This is a genomic window from Aquimarina macrocephali JAMB N27 (assembly GCF_000520995.1).
In the GTDB taxonomy this organism is placed as follows: Bacteria; Bacteroidota; Bacteroidia; order Flavobacteriales; family Flavobacteriaceae; genus Aquimarina; species Aquimarina macrocephali.
Genome location: NZ_JACA01000026.1, coordinates 54031 through 72414, shown reverse-complemented (window position 1 = coordinate 72414; position 18384 = coordinate 54031). Strand labels below are relative to the sequence as shown.

At 31.5% G+C, this 18384-nt stretch carries 16 protein-coding genes; 13 read left to right on the top strand and 3 right to left on the bottom strand.

Going from position 1 to position 18384, the window contains the following annotated elements:
* The first annotated feature begins 802 nt into the window (after nucleotides 1-802).
* Nucleotides 803-1435 (top strand): CPBP family intramembrane glutamic endopeptidase, encoded by a 633-nt coding sequence (locus tag Z054_RS0116280; protein ID WP_024771109.1) that lies wholly within the window; start codon nucleotides 803-805, stop codon nucleotides 1433-1435.
* Between the two features lies 1 nt (nucleotide 1436).
* Here the strand turns inward: Z054_RS0116280 and Z054_RS0116275 are convergent, their stop codons facing one another.
* The 3 genes from Z054_RS0116275 to Z054_RS0116265 are packed head-to-tail and all read right to left on the bottom strand — an operon-like array spanning nucleotide 1437 to nucleotide 3318.
* The gene (locus Z054_RS0116275; RefSeq protein ID WP_024771108.1) at nucleotides 1437-2006 is read right to left on the bottom strand and encodes a non-canonical purine NTP diphosphatase; all 570 of its coding nucleotides are present in this window, start codon (nucleotides 2004-2006) and stop codon (nucleotides 1437-1439) included.
* A 39-nt stretch (nucleotides 2007-2045) separates the two neighbouring features.
* Nucleotides 2046-2570 (bottom strand): KdsC family phosphatase, encoded by a 525-nt coding sequence (locus tag Z054_RS0116270; protein WP_024771107.1) that lies wholly within the window; start codon nucleotides 2568-2570, stop codon nucleotides 2046-2048.
* The gene (locus Z054_RS0116265) at nucleotides 2554-3318 is read right to left on the bottom strand and encodes a Rossmann-like and DUF2520 domain-containing protein (protein ID WP_024771106.1); all 765 of its coding nucleotides are present in this window, start codon (nucleotides 3316-3318) and stop codon (nucleotides 2554-2556) included. The genes Z054_RS0116270 and Z054_RS0116265 overlap by 17 nt, the downstream gene beginning before the upstream one ends.
* A 302-nt stretch (nucleotides 3319-3620) precedes the next feature.
* Here Z054_RS0116265 and Z054_RS0116260 point away from each other — a divergent pair, with 302 nt between their 5' ends.
* The 12 genes from Z054_RS0116260 to Z054_RS0116205 all read left to right on the top strand — a co-directional run bounded on the left by Z054_RS0116260 (nucleotide 3621) and on the right by Z054_RS0116205 (nucleotide 18377).
* Nucleotides 3621-4949 (top strand): hypothetical protein, encoded by a 1329-nt coding sequence (locus Z054_RS0116260; RefSeq protein ID WP_024771105.1) that lies wholly within the window; start codon nucleotides 3621-3623, stop codon nucleotides 4947-4949.
* 238 nt (nucleotides 4950-5187) lie between these two features.
* Entirely contained in the window at nucleotides 5188-8373 is a 3186-nt protein-coding gene (gene ccsA, locus Z054_RS0116255; RefSeq protein ID WP_024771104.1) for a cytochrome c biogenesis protein CcsA, read from the top strand.
* A gap of 670 nt (nucleotides 8374-9043) precedes the next feature.
* On the top strand, nucleotides 9044-9820 hold the full coding sequence (locus tag Z054_RS30370; protein WP_152538589.1) for a toxin-antitoxin system YwqK family antitoxin: 777 nt from the start codon (nucleotides 9044-9046) through the stop codon (nucleotides 9818-9820).
* On the top strand, nucleotides 9817-11040 hold the full coding sequence (locus Z054_RS0116245) for a bactofilin family protein (protein WP_152538588.1): 1224 nt from the start codon (nucleotides 9817-9819) through the stop codon (nucleotides 11038-11040). The genes Z054_RS30370 and Z054_RS0116245 overlap by 4 nt, the downstream gene beginning before the upstream one ends.
* Nucleotides 11018-11359 carry a hypothetical protein gene (locus Z054_RS30365; RefSeq protein ID WP_024771101.1) on the top strand — a complete coding sequence of 114 codons (342 nt, stop codon included), beginning with the start codon at nucleotides 11018-11020 and terminating at the stop codon, nucleotides 11357-11359. Before Z054_RS0116245 ends, Z054_RS30365 begins: the two co-directional genes overlap by 23 nt.
* Nucleotides 11346-11840, top strand: a complete 495-nt coding sequence (locus tag Z054_RS0116235) for a PulJ/GspJ family protein (protein WP_161635300.1) — start codon at nucleotides 11346-11348, stop codon at nucleotides 11838-11840. The genes Z054_RS30365 and Z054_RS0116235 overlap by 14 nt, the downstream gene beginning before the upstream one ends.
* Complete coding sequence (locus Z054_RS0116230) at nucleotides 11830-12963, top strand: type II secretion system F family protein (RefSeq protein WP_024771099.1); 1134 nt, start codon at nucleotides 11830-11832, stop codon at nucleotides 12961-12963. Before Z054_RS0116235 ends, Z054_RS0116230 begins: the two co-directional genes overlap by 11 nt.
* 9 nt (nucleotides 12964-12972) lie before the next feature.
* Nucleotides 12973-13395: a type II secretion system protein gene (locus Z054_RS0116225; RefSeq protein WP_206538797.1), complete on the top strand. Its 423-nt coding sequence runs from the start codon at nucleotides 12973-12975 to the stop codon at nucleotides 13393-13395.
* The gene (locus Z054_RS0116220; RefSeq protein WP_152538586.1) at nucleotides 13395-13880 is read left to right on the top strand and encodes a hypothetical protein; all 486 of its coding nucleotides are present in this window, start codon (nucleotides 13395-13397) and stop codon (nucleotides 13878-13880) included. Before Z054_RS0116225 ends, Z054_RS0116220 begins: the two co-directional genes overlap by 1 nt.
* The gene (locus tag Z054_RS0116215; protein ID WP_024771096.1) at nucleotides 13877-15292 is read left to right on the top strand and encodes a GspE/PulE family protein; all 1416 of its coding nucleotides are present in this window, start codon (nucleotides 13877-13879) and stop codon (nucleotides 15290-15292) included. The genes Z054_RS0116220 and Z054_RS0116215 overlap by 4 nt, the downstream gene beginning before the upstream one ends.
* Before the next feature lie 2 nt (nucleotides 15293-15294).
* Complete coding sequence (locus Z054_RS0116210) at nucleotides 15295-17190, top strand: type II secretion system protein GspD (RefSeq protein ID WP_152538585.1); 1896 nt, start codon at nucleotides 15295-15297, stop codon at nucleotides 17188-17190.
* Complete coding sequence (locus tag Z054_RS0116205; RefSeq protein ID WP_024771094.1) at nucleotides 17190-18377, top strand: PilN domain-containing protein; 1188 nt, start codon at nucleotides 17190-17192, stop codon at nucleotides 18375-18377. The genes Z054_RS0116210 and Z054_RS0116205 overlap by 1 nt, the downstream gene beginning before the upstream one ends.
* Nucleotides 18378-18384: the final 7 nt, after the last annotated feature.

The window sequence follows — 18384 nt, the reverse complement described above, 5'->3', positions numbered from 1 at the left end:
CTACATTGAGTTTAATTACTTTCAAACCTAAATAAAAAAGATGTAAAAGGGTAGAATGTTGATTTATAATGACGAAAGATATACTTTAATCGATCTTTTATGCTTTTTGTCGGTATTTTTAATTTTATTACATAACTGTTTTATGATAAATTTTATGATACGTTCTATTTTTGGAGTGCGAAAGGAGAAGAGTAAGAGAAAAATTGGAATTTTTTGATTGTTTTATGACTTTTTTTGTCCCAGTAAAATAATTCTTCAGAATTATTTTAACCACTAAACCTAATAAGCCTCATACCCAGAGGCTTTTTGCTTTTTAGACATATGTATGTAAGATATTTATGGTTCCTATTTGATCATATGGATGTACTTGTTTCTTTGAATTTTTTAACCTTCATTTTAATTTACATGCAATATTCAATGAGCTAATTATGATACAATCATAATTATATGTTAAACTATTTATGTGTTTCGTCTTGTTTTTTGGTATTTTATCGATATTTTGTTATTTTTGATGAGGCTGTTTTGTAAGATTTTAATGATAACAACATACTTTTGATGTATACAAATAAAGAAACATAAAGAAATTAAAATATTGATTAGCCCATTGAACTAGAATTAGTCTTTTTTACCCAAATTAATTTCGCCCCAAGCCCTAATAAGCCTCATACCCCAGAGGCTTTTTTTTTATTATAGGTATACCATAACATATTATTATAGCTAAATATTCATTATTCTCGTTTCAATACGATTTTAGTAGTGTAAGTTTCATTTTTTATACTGAAATTAGTCAAAAACTAATTGAATGGAAACTAATATGTATAAAGGCTTAGAGTTATTTTGTTTTTTTATACTACTACCGGTAAGTTTTTTGTTAGATTCTCACTTTCTTTTTAAAGTTATACCTACTGTTTTGGGATTTGTTTATATTCTAGTCCTTCTTAAAAAGAAAGGACTGTTGAGGTTGAAATTTCCTGTTAAAGAATATTGGAAACCTTTTTGGAAAGAAATTATAATTAAGTTTGGTGTTATTGCGATGATAACAGGAGTATATGTCTTTTTAATAGCTCCGGATAAGTTGTTTTCTGTATTGATAAAAAGACCAGGGTTATGGATAATTATTCTTTTTGTATATACATTTTTGTCTGTTTGGCCACAGGAAGTTATATATAGAACTTTTTTTTATGAACGTTATGAGAGACTAATCAATAATAAGTGGTTATTTATTTTTATAAACGCAATTCTTTTTTCTTTGGCTCATCTTTTTTTAGGTAGCTTTTTAGTACAAGTACTAACTTTTGTAGGTGGCTTATTATTTGCCTATACCTATCAAAAAACAAAATCAACTACATTGGTTTCTATAGAACATGCTATTTACGGTAATTGGTTATTTACTGTTGGTATGGGAGAGATGTTAGCCTTTCCTGGTCCAGGATAAATCACAAAAAATACTCTATAAGCTGTCGTACTGCTTTTCCACGATGACCAATCTTATTTTTTTCTGATAAAGAAAGTTCGGCAAATGTTTCGGGATATCCATCTGGTAAAAAAACGGGATCATATCCAAAACCTCCTTTACCTCTCTTATCTTCGGTAATAAGACCAGAACAGACTCCTGTAAATGTTTCTAATTTTCCATTTAATACCAAAGCGATTACAGTTTTAAACTGTGCTTTACGATTTTCTTTTCCTTTTAACTCTTTTAAAAGCTTATCCATATTAGCATTCGAATCTTTGGCTTCACCAGCATATCTCGCCGAGTATACCCCGGGAGCACCATGCAGTGATTCGACCTCAAGACCCGTATCATCGGCAAAGCAATCAAACCCATAATGCTCTTTGATATAATTAACCTTTTGTATTGCATTACCTTCTATAGTAGAAGAAGTTTCAGGAATGTCTTCTATACAACCTATATCGTTAAGCCCTACTATTTGAATAGCAGAAGGCATTAAAGCCTGTACTTCTTTTATTTTATTAAGATTGTTGGTAGCAAATACGATCTTCATTTAAATAAGTGGTTTCTAGTTTTTGAAAAAAATGATCTTTTATGCTTTTGCATCAAAATCTAATACCCATTTCTCCTGAACTTTGAGTACTTGTTCAATAACATCTCTTACACATCCTTTACCTCCTTTTTTATAGGATACGTATTTAGAGGCTTCTTTTACTTCTGCAACTGCATCCTGAGGGCAAGTTGGTAATCCTACCATTTTCATGACCGGCAAATCAGGAATATCATCTCCCATGTATAATACATTTTTAATATTGATATTATTAGTATTGAGATACTCATTTAGTTGTTCTACTTTTTGATGTGCTCCAAGATATATATCGGTTATTCCTAACCCTTTTAAGCGTTGGCGAACACCTTCATTTGTACCTCCAGAAATAATACAAACTTTAAAACCCTGTTGTATTGCAGTTTTTAAAGCGTATCCATCTTTAATGTTCATTGTTCTTAGTAATTGGCCATCTGTATTGATAATAACAGTACCATCTGTAAGTACACCATCTACATCAAAAATAAAGGTGCTAATGTGCTGCAGGTATTCTTTATAACTTTTTTCCATATTTAGATTGAATTGCTTTGGTAAGGGTTTTATATAGTTCTTGTTGCGTAGTATCAGTTAAAATTTTTAAATGCCGATTTATAGTTTTAGAATCATTACGTATCCCAGGTCCTGTTTGGGCCAGGTCAGGATTCATTTTTGTGATTTTTTTGGCGGTTTCCATAATCAAAGGATACAAAATTTCAAAAGGAACATCATGCTCATTACAAATGTCGTTTGCTGTTGAAAATAAATAATTAGTAAAATTATTTACGAATACAGCAGAAACATGAAGCACATTACGTTGTTCTGAAGAAACTTCATATACTTTTTTAGAAAGAGTAGAGCTTAGCTTTTTTAATAAGGTAAGATCCGCATCATTTTCAGCTTCCAAACAAAAAGGAATAGTGGTGAAATCAACGGCTTTATCTCTACTAAATGTTTGTAATGGGTAAAAAACACCTCTTTTATTCGTATCCGTAAGGACATTCATAGGAACACTGCCAGAGGTATGAACGATAAGTTTATTTGTAAACGGTAATAGATTAGAAACCTCCTCAATTGCATCATCGCTTACTGCCAAAATATAAATATCAGCTTCTTTTAGTGAGCTAAAATCTTGTGTAATAGTATTTTCTCTCTGATCAGAATGTAAGGACAACCCTTTACGATTATAGCACTGCACAACTTCTACCGATTTTTGATTGTAAAAAGCAGTATACAAGTGTTTGGCCACATTACCGGCACCAAGAATTATAACTCTAATCATTTGGCTAAAATAAGGAAGTTCCCTTAAAAAGCAGAGCAATACATTTTTTCATTTTTATTTTAAATGAGTTCTAAGATAAAAGGGGGGTGCTCAGGTTAATTCAGAATAAAATGTTGAAATGATAATGTTTACCAAAATTAATCCTGATTTAAAAAGAAGCAAAATTTTGTAACCTTTTTCAAGCCCATTTATCTAAGATTTACAATAGATCCTCATTTAGTTTATACAAAATAGTACAACTCTTAAAAATCAATAGTAAATCAACAATTAAAACTTTTACATAATTCATAAAAATGACCGCTATGAAACTAAGAAAAACAATGTTCTTTCTGATGCTATTTGGCATTAGTACAATTTTTATTCAGTGTAAGGATGATGATTTGATTCCAATACCAGATGAACTGGTAATACCACCTCCGATTGAATTTAATTTAGACCCGGCTTTGGTTGCTCAAGGAAAAGAAGTATTTAGACACGATACTTTTGGAAGCGAAGCGCAATGGACAGATTTATTAGAGTTGGATAAAGCTATTTTGGGAGAATCAAATGGCGGATTTGGACCTGGCCTTGATCCAACTACAGCTTTAACAATAGGACTTAAAGTAGATGCCGAAGTATTACCGCAAACCGTGGTAGATGGTATTACAGATGGAAGTATTGATTTAACCGATCCAATGACCACAGTAGCTTTGTTAGATTTGGGTGCTGTTGTTGGTGTAAAAGGAAGCTTTAATGAAAACAAAAAATTAACATCTGTTGGAATCACATGTGCCTTATGTCACTCTACAGTTGATGATTCATTTACTTCAGGAATAGGAAATAGAAAAGATGGTTGGGCAAATACTGATCTTAATGTGGGAGCTATTTTGGGATTTGTTAAAAATGCTCCTCTCGCAGATATTCTAAATGTTGATGTTGAGACTTTTAATAGCGTTGTTAATGCATGGGGACCAGGAAGGTTTGCACCTACATTATTAATGGACGGAAAAGTAACTAAGCCAAATGGGGAGCTGGCAACATTGGTAATACCACCGGCCTATGGATTGCAAGGGATAACGCATGAAACATATACCGGTTGGGGAGAAGTATCCTATTGGAATAGATTTATTGGAGTTTTGGTCATGGGAGGACAAGGAAATTTTTCTGATCAAAGATTAAACGATCCCGAAAAATTTCCACTTGCAGTAGAAAGAGGATTATTTGATGTTAGTGCTCCTGTAGATATGGTAGATTCGAAACTGGAAAGTTTACGAGAATACCAATTATCAATATTAGCCCCAAATCCAGATCCAGATAGTTACGATAAGACTTCGGCAATTCGGGGTAAAATATTGTTTGATGGCAAAGCAAATTGTATTTCTTGCCACTCGGGGCGCGCTTTTGCAGATAATGTATTACATACTCCAGAAGAAATCGGGATCGATGATTTTGAAGCAAAGAGATCTCCGACAGAAATGTATAGAACACCTCCGCTAAGAGGAATATTTGTTAAATCTGATGGCAATGGTTTCTTTCATGACGGGCGATTTACTACCCTTAATGATGTGGTTATACACTATAATGATCATTTTGGTTTGGAGTTAACAAATCAGGAACAAGATGATCTGGTCGAATATCTAAAAGCACTATAGAAGAAAAAAAAGGCCAAATTCTATAATTTATAATGAGTTTTGGCCTTACTTTTTTGATATTTTTTTCAGAAATAGTTAGAATTAGAAGTATATCTAATGCGACATGTTTTTGCGAAAAACGAAAAAGTAATACCGGTTATACTTATACTTCTGTTAAAACCATAAAATCAAAAGGCGATCATGGTATATTATCCTGCCAAAAATAGTAAATTTGCCCAGCAAAAAAAGAAAGGTTACTATGCAAGATAAGCTAGCGAGTATTTTGTTCTCCACACGATTAATGGCAGTTTTATTTATTGTTTTTGCGTTTTCTATGGGAGTAGGAACGTTTTTAGAAGATGCACATGGAACTACAGCCGCTAGAATTTGGGTGTATAACACATGGTGGTTTGAGGCTATAATGGTGTTTTTCGTTATTAATTTCTGTGGAAATATTGTACGTTACAAATTATATAAGAAAGGTAAATGGGCAACATTACTACTCCATTTATCTTTTATTTTAATTATCATAGGAGCTTTTGTTACCCGATATATAAGCTATGAAGGAGTTATGCCTATTAGAGAAGGTGAAACTACATCCACTTTTCTTTCTGAAAAAACATACTTATCCGTTTTTCTGGATGGAGAAATTAATGGAGAACCTCGCAGACGTATAATTGCGGAAGCCTTAGAACTAGCCGAAGCGACCAATAATGATTTTACGATTAATACAGATTATAATAAGCAACCCGTTACGATAACATATCAAAACTATATCCAGGGAGCAGAGATGGGATTAGTTGAGACAGAAGATGGAGAAAACTATCTTAAAGTAGTAGAAGCAGGAGATGGTAATCGTCATGATCATTTTTTAAGAGAAGGAGAGGTTTCTAATATTCATAATATATTGGTTAGTTTTAATAAGCCAACCAAAGGAGCAATAAATATCACATATAAAAATGATGATTACTTTATAGAATCTCCTTTTGATGGATCATTTATGAGAATGGCAGATCAGATGCAAGGATTAGTATTTAAGGACAGTCTTCAGCCTTTGATGCTTAGATCTCTATATCAAACTGCCGGAATGCAATTTGTAATCCCCGATCCTGTAATTACCGGTAAATATGATGTAGTTCCTATAGAAGTTAAAGGTAAAGGACAAGAAGATGCTTTGGTAATAAATGTTTCTACTAATGGAGAAACCAAAGAAGTTAAATTATTGGGAGGAAAAGGATATAATAATGACATGAGCAAAATCTCATTAGGAGGTTTGGATATGTATTTTAGTTATGGTTCTAAACAAATGGAATTACCTTTTGCATTAAAATTGAATGACTTTATAGCCGAAAAATTCCCTGGTACAGAGAGTGTTTATAAATCTTTTAAGAGTAAAGTTGATATTGTAGAAGGAAATTCTTCTCGCCCGTATGATATTTATATGAATCATGTACTGGATCATAAAGGGTATCGGTTTTTTCAAGCTTCTTTTGATCAGGATGAAAAAGGAACTGTACTTTCTGTAAATCATGATCGTTGGGGTACATGGATTACCTACATAGGCTATATGTTGTTATACTTAGGATTAATGCTAATTCTTTTTACTAAAGGATCACGTTTTAAGGAAATAGAATATAAATTGAGTAAAGTGAAGAAAAAGAAAAAAGCATTAACCATATTTTTGGCATTAATAATATCTACTTTTTCTTTCGCACAAGATCAATCTCAACCTGATCATACAAATCATTTACCATCGTTGCCTAGCAAAGCACAATTGGATTCGGTTATTTTGGCTAATGTTGTTCCTGCTGTTCATGCGGCTAAATTTGGTAGTATTGTGATTCAGGATGAAAGAGGAAGAATGAAACCTGTAAATACATTTTCTTCAGAATTATTACGTAAACTTAGCAAAAAGGATACTTATGAAGGATTAAATGCAGATCAGGTCTTTGTGTCTATGGTAGAGAATCCATTTATCTGGTATAGTATTCCGATTATAGAAATCCAAAAAGAAAATGATAGTATACGTAAAATATTAGGAGTTCCAAAAACTGAAAGAAGAGTATCTTTAATAGATCTTGTAGAACCAGATGGGTCTTATAAATTAACTCCTTATTTAGAAAAAGCTAGTAGTACCAATACGCCTAGTAGTTTTGAAAAAGATTTCCTTAAGACTCACGAGAAATTTTATTTACTAAATCAGGCTTTAGGAGGAGGAATTTTAAGAATTTTTCCAGTTCCAGGTGATGAAGGTAACAAATGGGTTTCTGTTCCCGAATTAAATGAATTTAAATTTACTGGGATGGATTCTGTATATACTAAACAGATTATTCCGATTTATCGCCAGTCTTTACGAGAAGCCAGAAAAACAGGAGATTATAGTAAGCCAGATCAATATATATCAAGTATTAAAAGCTTTCAGAAAAAATTTGGGAGTGAAGTATTGCCAACTGATGAAAAAATCAAAGCAGAAATTGCATTGAATAAATATGATGTTTTTAGAACATTATATAAATACTACGGGGTGATAGGTTTACTGCTAATGATTTTTGTAATTGTAAGAATATTTAAAGATTATAAAATTGTTAGAGGATTAATTAATGGTTCGATAGGGATCGTTATTCTTCTTTTTATTCTGCATACGGCAGGATTGATTATACGCTGGTATGTTTCTGGGCATGCTCCATGGAGTGATGCATACGAATCTATGATTTATGTGGGCTGGATGACTCTGGCAATAGGCCTTGCTTTTGGTAAAAGAAGTAATCTAACTATTGCAGCTACAACCTTTGTTGCTGCGATCATCTTGTTTTTTGCGCATGAAAACTGGACAGATCCAGCTATCGCAAACTTACAACCTGTATTAGATTCATATTGGGTATTGATTCATGTATCTATTATCGTAGGTAGCTATGGTCCATTCTTTGTAGGAGCAATTTTAGGAATTCTATCGTTGTTATTAATGATATTGACAACAGAATCGAATAAGAAACGAATGGATCTTAATATTAAAGAGATAACTATTATCAATGAGATGGCTCTTACTATTGGATTAGTGATGCTTACTATAGGTAATTTCCTGGGCGGAATGTGGGCCAATGAGAGTTGGGGACGTTACTGGGGTTGGGACCCAAAAGAAACTTGGGCTTTGATAAGTATTATGGTATATGCTTTTATAATTCATATGAGATTAGTTCCAGGATTACGAGGAAGATGGTGGTTTAATCTGGCTTCTGTTATTGCTGTCTATAGTATTCTAATGACATATTTTGGAGTTAATTTTTACCTAAAAGGATTACATTCGTATGCTAGTGGGGATAAGGTGATTACCCCTAATGCCGTCTACTATTCTGTTGCTTTCTTAGCTGTCTTTGGAGCTGTTTCATATTGGAGAAACAAGGTGCACTATAAGAAAACTAAAAAAATAATTTCTACAGAAAAATAATTATAATCTTTATTTCTAAAATCTCCAAAATTCATTTCTATGATATTTTGATAATCATCTTGTGGTTTTCTTAAAAGATAGAGCTACATGTTTTTTACGATTATTAAAAATAATTTTAAGAAGAACTGCGCTGTAAAACTCACTGTATACTACGGTTTTTATGTTTTAATTAAGACCATCTTAAAAAAAAATAAAAAAATATATTCCTCAGTTCCGAAAAATGAAACTCAGGGCTCGTATTCTTGTACTGTGAAAAATGATGTAATGTAAGATTAAGTGTGATTTTCATGAGGTTTAGATTAATGTAAAAGCCTGATGTAGAGTGATTTGATGTGTATAATTAACCTAATAAAAGGTATGAAAAATGTATAAAGAGCTAGCTTTTTTTTAGGAAAAACAAATCTCTTAAAGTAAGTTAAATCTTAACTTTTTAACAACTTAAAAATGAATATATTTGCGACTTCATTTTTTACAAGTATACAAGGTGTAGTATCTGTATATGTTTTATTAAAATGAATTTGAAATACTGATATTAGTATGTTGAAAATGTGTATACAACATGAGTTTTTAGGTTTTTTATAGTAGTCGTTGATGTAACCTACTAAGTCTGGTGCAGTATAGAATAAATAACGTTTTAAGAACCACAATGGTTCGAAAGTATTATAAAGGAATGCAAAAAATAATATATATAAGTATCGTATTCATCTGCCTGTTGAGCTGTAAAACTTCACAGGAACTGTTTAATAAGAAAAATATTAGTACTACCGAGTATAAAGAAAGTTTTCATATTACAGATGATGAACCAAAACCAAAAGCTGGAGTAAAGTATTATTGGTTTAAATCCAGAAAAATACAGGCTACACAAAGTGATTATGCAGGAGAGTTATTGGATGGGTTATATACCAAATATTATTACTCTAATGAATTAGCTGAGAAAGGTAATTTTAATAAAGGAAAAAAGATTGGTATCTGGAAATCGTGGTATAAAAATGGCCAATTAGCAACGACAGAAAATTGGAATAGCGGGATACTAAATGGAAAATGTGTATTCTATGATAGTATTGGTAATGTTATATCAAAGGGGAAATATACTAGTGGTAAACGATCGGGGAAATGGGTTTTTGTGCAAAAAGGTGATACTATAGATTATAGTAAAAAAGTACGAAAAGAAAAAGATACACTACAATCTGGATTCTTTGCTAGACTGTTTAAAAAGAAAGCTAAAGATTCAGTAGCTCCTCAGCAGAAAAAATCAGGTTTCTTTAAAAGACTTTTTTCTAAAAAAGATAAAAATAGAGCAACTTCCAAAAAGACAAAAAATAATAAAACAAAGGTAAAAGGGAATACTAAAAAGGGAGCTAAAAAAACAAAACAAAAAAAGACACCTAACGATAAACCAAATTTCTTTCAACGATTATTTGGTAAAAAAGAAAAAGATAATACGTGATAAAAGCTGGTTCTATAGCATATGCGATACTAATTTGTATTGTAGTAGGGATATTTTGTTATTCGCTGTTATTGATGAGTGGATACTCTAAAATACATCAGGGGATGCTTGATGCCCATGCCGAACTATTGTCTAACAATGAATCAGCACAAGAGTATTTTCTTGCAAAAATAGAGGATATCGAAGAGAAGGGAATTACCATAGATGTTTTTGATAATGGCATGGTTTCATCGGGTAGTATAAAACCATGGGGATTTTATAAAGTATTGCTAACCACTTCGGTTTTTAAGAAAGATACTATAAAAAGAGCTGCTCTGATAGGGCAATGGCAGAAAGAAGATAATTTGGCATTGTATCTCTCAGATGCTTCGAAACCTTTGTTTATGGTAGAGAAAGCTAAAATAACAGGTAATGTGTTTTTGCCAAAATCTGGTATAAAAGCTGGATATATAACTTCTAATGCATACCGAGACACAAAATTTTTGTTAGGCACAAAGCGTAACTCAAAAACAAGTTTACCAAAGATTGATCATATAGATTTTGCTTATGATGTTAATACTATACGCCAGGTTAGGCTAAATGATATAAAAGATGATGTTCTTTTATATAATAGTTTTAGTAAGCAGACACTAGTTATAGAAAGTGATACTATAATTATAAATAACAAAAGGCTTTCGGGAAATATTGTTATAAAATCCAAAGATTCTGTTTATATCAAGAAAAACAATGTATTAGAAGATATTATTATAGATGCTCCGAAGGTAGCTTTTGAATCTGGTTTCATTGGTAATGTTCAGGTGTTAGCAGAAAAGGTGGTGGGACTTGAAGAAAATGTAGTTTTAAAATACCCATCAGGTATTTTGATGAATACAGGTAATGTGGATAAAAGAGAGGTTATTGTAGGAAAGAAAAGTAAGATTCTGGGAGGAATTGTGATAAATGATATAAATAGAGGATTAGATAAGATAGTTACCGTAGAAGAGGATGCAGAAGTAATAGGTGATATCTACTGTAGTGGTAAGTTACAGCTTAAAGGAAATGTAATAGGTACGGTTTATACCAGTAACTTTTACCTTAGAACAGAAGCTTCTGCTTATGATAATTATATTTTGAACGGAACAATTGATAGGAAAAGCCTTCCTGATGAATTTGTAAGGATACCACTCTTTAAAAATAAAAGTGAATACTTTAAACCCTATGCAATTATTAAACAAATATAATGTAAAAGCAGGGTCTGTTATAGAATCAGTAATTGCCATGACCATCATTGCGATTTGTTTGTCTATGGCGCTTATAATTTATAGTAGAGTATTAGGTTCTGATCATAGTATTGCTCATTACCAGGCTCGGCAAAAGGTAAAAGAATTGTTTTGGGAAACAAAAACCGAAAAACAATTTATAGATGAAGATTATGATTTTGAATCTTTTACCATAGTAAAGAAAGTAGAGGAATTAGAAAATAATACAGGATATAAGGTTGTGTTTACAATAAAAGTACAGTCAAAAAAAGAAACGTATCAATACATTGTTAAAGAGTAAAAAACATATACGATTACAAGCATTTACGATGCTGGAACTAGTCATTGGCATGGTGATATCGTCATTGGTAATTACAATGGTATATGTTATTTATGATAATTTATCAAGGCAAGTAGTGGTTTATGCAGATCAGCAAGATGATTTGATGGCGTATAACCAGTTTCAAAACCTTTTTTCAAAAGATGTTCAACTTAGTAAGTCTATAGATATAGATGATGATAAACATATTGTACTAGAGGTATCTAATAAAGAGGTTCATTATTTTTTCAAAACAGAAAACATAATCAGAAAAGCAGAAGCTGTAGATACTTTTAATATAAAAGTTCTGGAGGTTAAACTTAACCAAAATGAAAAAATTGAAGAAAAATATCAACTCATAAAACTTAAGATTGAGATACTAGGAAAAAGTTTTGATTTTTTTGAATCAAAAGAAATTTCTCTTGCATCGAGAATGAATAATTATTTGCTGGATGAGTATTAATATTTCAACATATAAAACAAAAAATGTCACTAAGACAAAGAAGAAAAGCAATAGCTTTTTCTCTAAGGAAGTGAGCTTTGGTAATCGTTTTTCTGATAAAGATAAAATGGATTTGTATAAAGAACTTTCTGTTTTATTAAACTCTGGTGTAGATTTTAGAAAGGCACTCGAAATATTAAAAGACCAGCAAAAGAAAGAGAAACATAAAGATCTGATACAAGCGATAACAAAAGAAGTAGTACAAGGTAAAGCCTTATTCGAGGCGTTACGAGATTCTGGAAAATTCTCTCCGTATGAATACTTCAGTGTTAAAATTGGAGAAGAAACCAGAAAATTGGACGAAGTATTATTAGAGTTATATCAATACTTTGATAGAAAAGTAAAAATGAGAAGGCAGTTGTTATCTGTTTTTACATACCCTTCGTTTGTATTGCTGCTAACTTTTGGAGTGCTGTATTTTATGATGAAGTATGTCGTGCCTATGTTCGCTACTGTATTTAAACAGTTTGGAAAAGATTTACCAGATTTGACTAAAAAGATTATTTACGTTTCAGAGCATTTTTCGACCATAAGTATAGTTTTTGGTATTGTATTAGTCTCGATAATTGCTTTTCATTTTTACTTTAAAAACCATACTTTTTACAGAAAAGCAATATCTAATGTAATTATACGCCTTCCGTTTTTTGGTAAACTGGTAAGAAAAATATACATCACTCGTTTTTGTCAATCACTAAGCTTATTGTTATCTGCAAAAACTCCATTAGTAACTTCTTTGGATTTAGTGCAGCGTATGATATCTTTTTATCCATTAGAATCAAGTTTAGATATGATCAAAAAAGAGGTGACAAAAGGAACTCTTTTTTCAAAAGCATTAGCCAAACATTCTATATATGATTTTAAATTGGTTTCACTTGTTAGTGTAGCTGAGCAAGTAAATAAATTAGATGATATGTTTGAGCGATTGGCTAAGCAATATGATGAAGAAGTGCAACATCAAACTAAGATGATTGGTGTTATTATGGAACCATTAATAATTGTAATTATAGGTTTGGTTGTGGGTACAGTATTAATTGCAATGTATTCACCGATGTTTGATTTAAGTAAAATTATTCAACCTTCTTAAAAAAGGAAAATGAAAATAAAAATGAACACCTGTAAAAAGAGGTATGTAAAGGCATATTCGATGTCAGAATTGGTAATTGTATTGTGTATTATTGGAATTTTGATACTATTAGTATTACCGAATCAAACTGCAGTAGTATCACAAGCAAAAGCTATTGAAGCTCAGAGTATGCTAAACCATTTGTATGGATTAGAGAAAAGCTATTTTTATAGAAATTCTAAATATACAACCGATTTTGAAGCCTTGGGTTTTGAGCCAGCATTATCTATTAGTGAAGGAGGACAGGCTGTGTATAGAATTGAAATAACAGAGGCATCTACTAATTCGTTTAGAGCCAGAGCAGTTTCTTTATCAGATTTTGATGGCGATGGGAGTTTTAATACCTGGGAGATCGATCATAATAAGTTATTAAAAGAAACGGTAAAGGACTAATGATATACATATTAGTATCTATTTTATTTATCTCTTTTGGGATAATGCTATATCAGGATGTCAAATATAGGCATATACACATCGGGCTACCTATTTTGGTGTTCGCGGTGAGTATGTATATGAATAAGGATGTAATAGTTCTTTTTGATAGCCTGAAATCATTACTGTTTATTGGCATTAATTTTATTTCTATTGCGGCATATTTTTCCATTAAACAATCAAAAATTCAAAACCCATTTAAACAATATATTGGTATAGGAGACTTAGTGTTTTTAATTGCTGTAATTCCTCTCTTTTCATTTAGAAATTATATGTTGTTCTTTATTTCGGGGATGATATTGTCTTTAATATTGTATGCTATATTTCAGAATAAAAGCGAGCAAAACACAATACCACTGGCAGGATACTTGTCACTTTATATCATTATAGTAATGATTCCAAATCTATTTTTATCAACTAATATTTTTTACGACTTTTTCATTTGAGCACTGATACCAACATACAAATATCTGTAGAACTAAAACAGCTTATTAATGCTGATTTAGCACATCATTATAGTATTATTCCAAAGAACAATACCGAAGATGTGATGGAACTCTATATTGATGAAGACAAAGTAAATTCTCAGATCAAGGAAGAGCTAGAACTGTATTTGGGGAAACCATTGAAGTTTGATGAGATTTCATCAGAACGGTTAAATAAGGCACTCTTTGTTTATTACAGGAAGAATAACAGGGATCAGGAAGTAACGCAAAGTATCTCTACTGTAGAAAGTAGTTTTTTGGATAATTTGATTTTTGAAGCCAAATCTATTGGTAGTAGTGATATTCATTTCGAAGTATATGAAGAAGAAGCAAGAGCAAGATTACGTATTGATGGTGTTCTAGTTGAAAAATATAAAATTCCTAAAGAGAGTTATTTAGAATTGGTAAATAAGATCAAAATAGAATCTAATCTTGATATCACAGAAAAAAGATTACCACAAGACGGAAGGATAGATTATAAAGATTTTGATATTAGAGTTTCTATATTACCCACATTACATGGTGAAAAAGTGGTGATGCGTCTGTTAGGAAAAGATGCTTCTAATATTAGATTAGAAGACCTGGGATTGGAGTCTGATGAAAAAGAAAAATATCTTGAAGCTGTAAAAAAGAATAACGGTATTGTATTGATTAGCGGACCCACTGGATCTGGTAAAACAACAACACTATATGCTACGCTAAAACTTCTCAATGATGTAAAAAGAAATATTGTAACCGTAGAAGATCCGATCGAATATACGTTAAAAGGAATTAACCAAGTTCAACTTAAAGAAGACATCGGACTTACTTTTTCTTCGGCATTACGATCATTTTTACGACAAGATCCGGATATAATTATGCTTGGAGAAATCAGGGATGCCGAGACAGCTAAAATGGCCATTAGAGCATCATTAACAGGGCATTTAGTATTATCTACAATACATACTAATTCTGCACTGGGAACAATATCCAGATTAGTCGATATGGGAGTTCCTGCATTTTATATTGCAGAAACCTTAAATCTATCTGTTGCTCAGCGATTAGTTAGAAAACTCTGTTCACATTGCAAAAAAGAAACTCCTTTTAATGAAGAGGAACTCCCTAGAAATTATAAACTTCCTAGGGCCATATCAACACATCATATGCCAGTAGGGTGTACAGAATGTTATTATACAGGATATAAAGGCAGAAGAGCAATCTATGAAATTGTATCGATCACAGATGATGTAGTTAATGCTATTAAAAATAATAGCCATAATCTAGAACAAAATATAAGTTATAAATACCAAAGCCTCGCGGATAAAGCTTTTAATTTATTAGAAGAAGGGGAAACTTCTCTCGAAGAAATTTATTCGCTGCTAATCAAAGCTTAATTATGAAGAAACTTTTATATTATATAGTATTAATTTGTATAATCCCACTTTCGTATGGACAACAGGACATGCAAAAGATTGAGGAACAAATTAATGCATATGCAGAAGATACTCCCGAACTTAATGAAACTATACAGATTGATGTTTCGGGGCTTACACTATATGATTTTCTAACATCTGTTGCTATAGAGCACAAGCTAAATATAAGTGCAGATCCAGATCTTAATCAGATTGTTTCCAGTAGTTTTTTTAATGTTCCTGTTAAGGATGTGTTTCTTTTTGTGATTAAAAAATATAATCTAAGTATAGAGTTTATAAACAAGATCATTGTTTTTAAGAAAACTATAAAACCAAAAGAACTTCCTAAACCAAAAGTGCTTAAAGAAATTGACGTCACTTACAATAGCCAAAATGATTTTTTAGCTATAAAACTTAAAAATGATTCTTTACCTCGCGTAGCTCAAAAGATTACTGATGTATCAGGCAAAAATGTAATCTTAGGCCCTAATGTGAAAAACGAAAAAATTTCTGCTTATATCTTAAATAGACCATTTGATCAGGTAATGGAGATGATGGCTAAATCTAATAGATTAATAATCACTAAAGATGATAATGGGTTTTACTATATAGAAAAAGATCAAGTACTACCGGCAGGTACCACTACTGGATCATCTAGGAAAGGTAAAAAAACCAGAACTCCAGAGTCATCTGCAGAAATAACGGTTCTACCAAGTGGATTTTTGAGTGTTCAGGCATTTGATGCCGATATTACTTCGTTAATATTAGAAGCAGCAGAAAAACTCAATGTAAACTATTTTATGTATGATAAACCTGCAGGAGCTACAACAACATTGGTGGTAAACGAAATTACTTTTGATGAGCTTTTGGATCATGTTTTTATGGGTAAAAACAGTACGTACAAAAAAACAGATGATTTTTACCTTATTGGAGATCAAAATGGAGAAGGTCTCAGAAGTACTGAGCTTATACAACTAGAGAATAGAACAATAGAAACTGTTTTAGAAACATTGCCCAAGGACTTAATAGAAAATGTAGAACTTAAGGAGTTTATAGAACTTAATGGATTCGTAGTTTCTGGCTCGAGACCAAGAATATTGGAGTTAAAAGAGTATATAAAACAAATTGATAAAGTGGTACCCATGATCCTTATAGAGGTACTCATAGTACAATATCAAAAAGGGTATGATATTCAAACCGGGATTAAAGCAGGAATTGATAAAAAAGAGAGAGTTACTTCTGGAGTTTTATTTCCACAAGCTGAAGTTAATTTAAATTCATCTTCTGTAAATAAATTGATTGATGCCTTTAATGGGTTTGGTATTTTTAACCTTGGTAAAGTAGCAAAAGACTTTTATCTTAATTTAAGAGCGCTAGAAAATAATTCTATAATCCGATTACAATCGACTCCCAAGATTTCTACACTAAGCGGTCATGAAGCAAAAATTTCTATCGGAGAAACTAATTATTACTTCGAACAAAATAATAGGTTAATTAATAATGGAGTAGGTAGTGATATTTTGCAGTCAGGTCAATGGAAAGCTACAGATGCTAATTTAAGTGTTAATATAAAACCTTTTGTTTCTAAAGATGAACAAATAACACTAACTATTGTTGTAGAAAAGAGTGCTTTTTTAGGAAGAGCAGGAGAGAACGCTCCACCAGGAAAATCGACCCAGCAGTTTGAGTCTCTGGTTCGAGTACGAAATGGTGAAATGATACTTCTTGGAGGATTAGATGAATTAGAAAAAGAAAACTCTGGAACAGGAACACCATTATTATCTAGAATACCAATAATAAAATGGTTTTTTAGTAGTAAAACCAAGAAAAAGAAGAAGTCAAAACTACATGTATTTATAAAACCGACTGTTGTTTACTAATGTTAGAGCAGATAAAAAATATTATTCTTAAGCCTTTTCAGGAAAAACAATATGCTATTGTAGGTGTAGTATTGGGGGATATCCCTATGTACAATGTGCTTATTATAGATAAGAAATCTGATGCCTTATCGATAGAAACTTCGTTTTCTACTGAGGACTTTAATGTTGTTAAAGATAAAGTGAATACATCGGTTCCCTTACTTCTTAATTTTTATGGAAAAGGTATTATAAACAAACAAGTTTCTGCAAAAGGAAACTATTTAAAAGAGGTATTGTTTAATGCTTCTATTGATGATTTCTATATTTATGAGCTACATCAAAGTCAACAAAATTTTATTTCAATTGTAAGAAAAGATGTCTTAGAAAAATTCTTTGCACTGTTTTTAGAAAATAAGTATTTGGTTGTAGATTATAGTATTGGCCCTTTTGTTGGAGTACTATTTAAAGGGTTGTCTAATGAGTCATCGATTATTTCTGCCGATTACGAATTGAGTTTTGATGAAAATTATTTGATTGGAACTCAGAAACTAGATGCTATTACCAAGGAATATGTCTTGGGAGAAGAGAGGATTAGCAATACTCAGGTTCCTTTGTTTTCTACACTACTTCATTATTTGTATCCTTCAGATGATTTTAGCTATGAAGCAGAGTTTTTAAAACAGAATAAAAAGGAAAATCTACTTAAAAAGACATTTAATACCGTAGCTACGGTACTGGGGATTTTTTTCCTATCAGCCTTATTGATTAGTTACTTGTTATTGAATTACTATAACGATAAATATGTAAGTTACGAATCTCAGTTATACAACCTTAATGATACTTATAATCAGGTTAAAAAGCTAGAAAACGAAAAGCAAAACAAAACAAAAATACTTCAGGAATCAGGTATTTTAAGCCAGAATTTTCTCTCTTTTTATATGTATCGTATTGTGAATTCTATTCCTAATAATGTGGGACTTAATAGTCTAAAGGTAAACCCTACACAGAAAAAGATTAAGAATTTTGAAAAAATAGTATTTGAAACAAATACCATTATTATTAATGGTAATTCTAGTTCGAGTATGCCAATTAATTCTTGGGTAAAAGAATTAAAGAAAGAAAAATGGATTTCCAAAATAGAGATTTTGGATTTTAGTAAGAGTAGAAATAAAAAAAGTGAGTTTACTTTAAAAATCGTTGTGAAATGAGCCATAA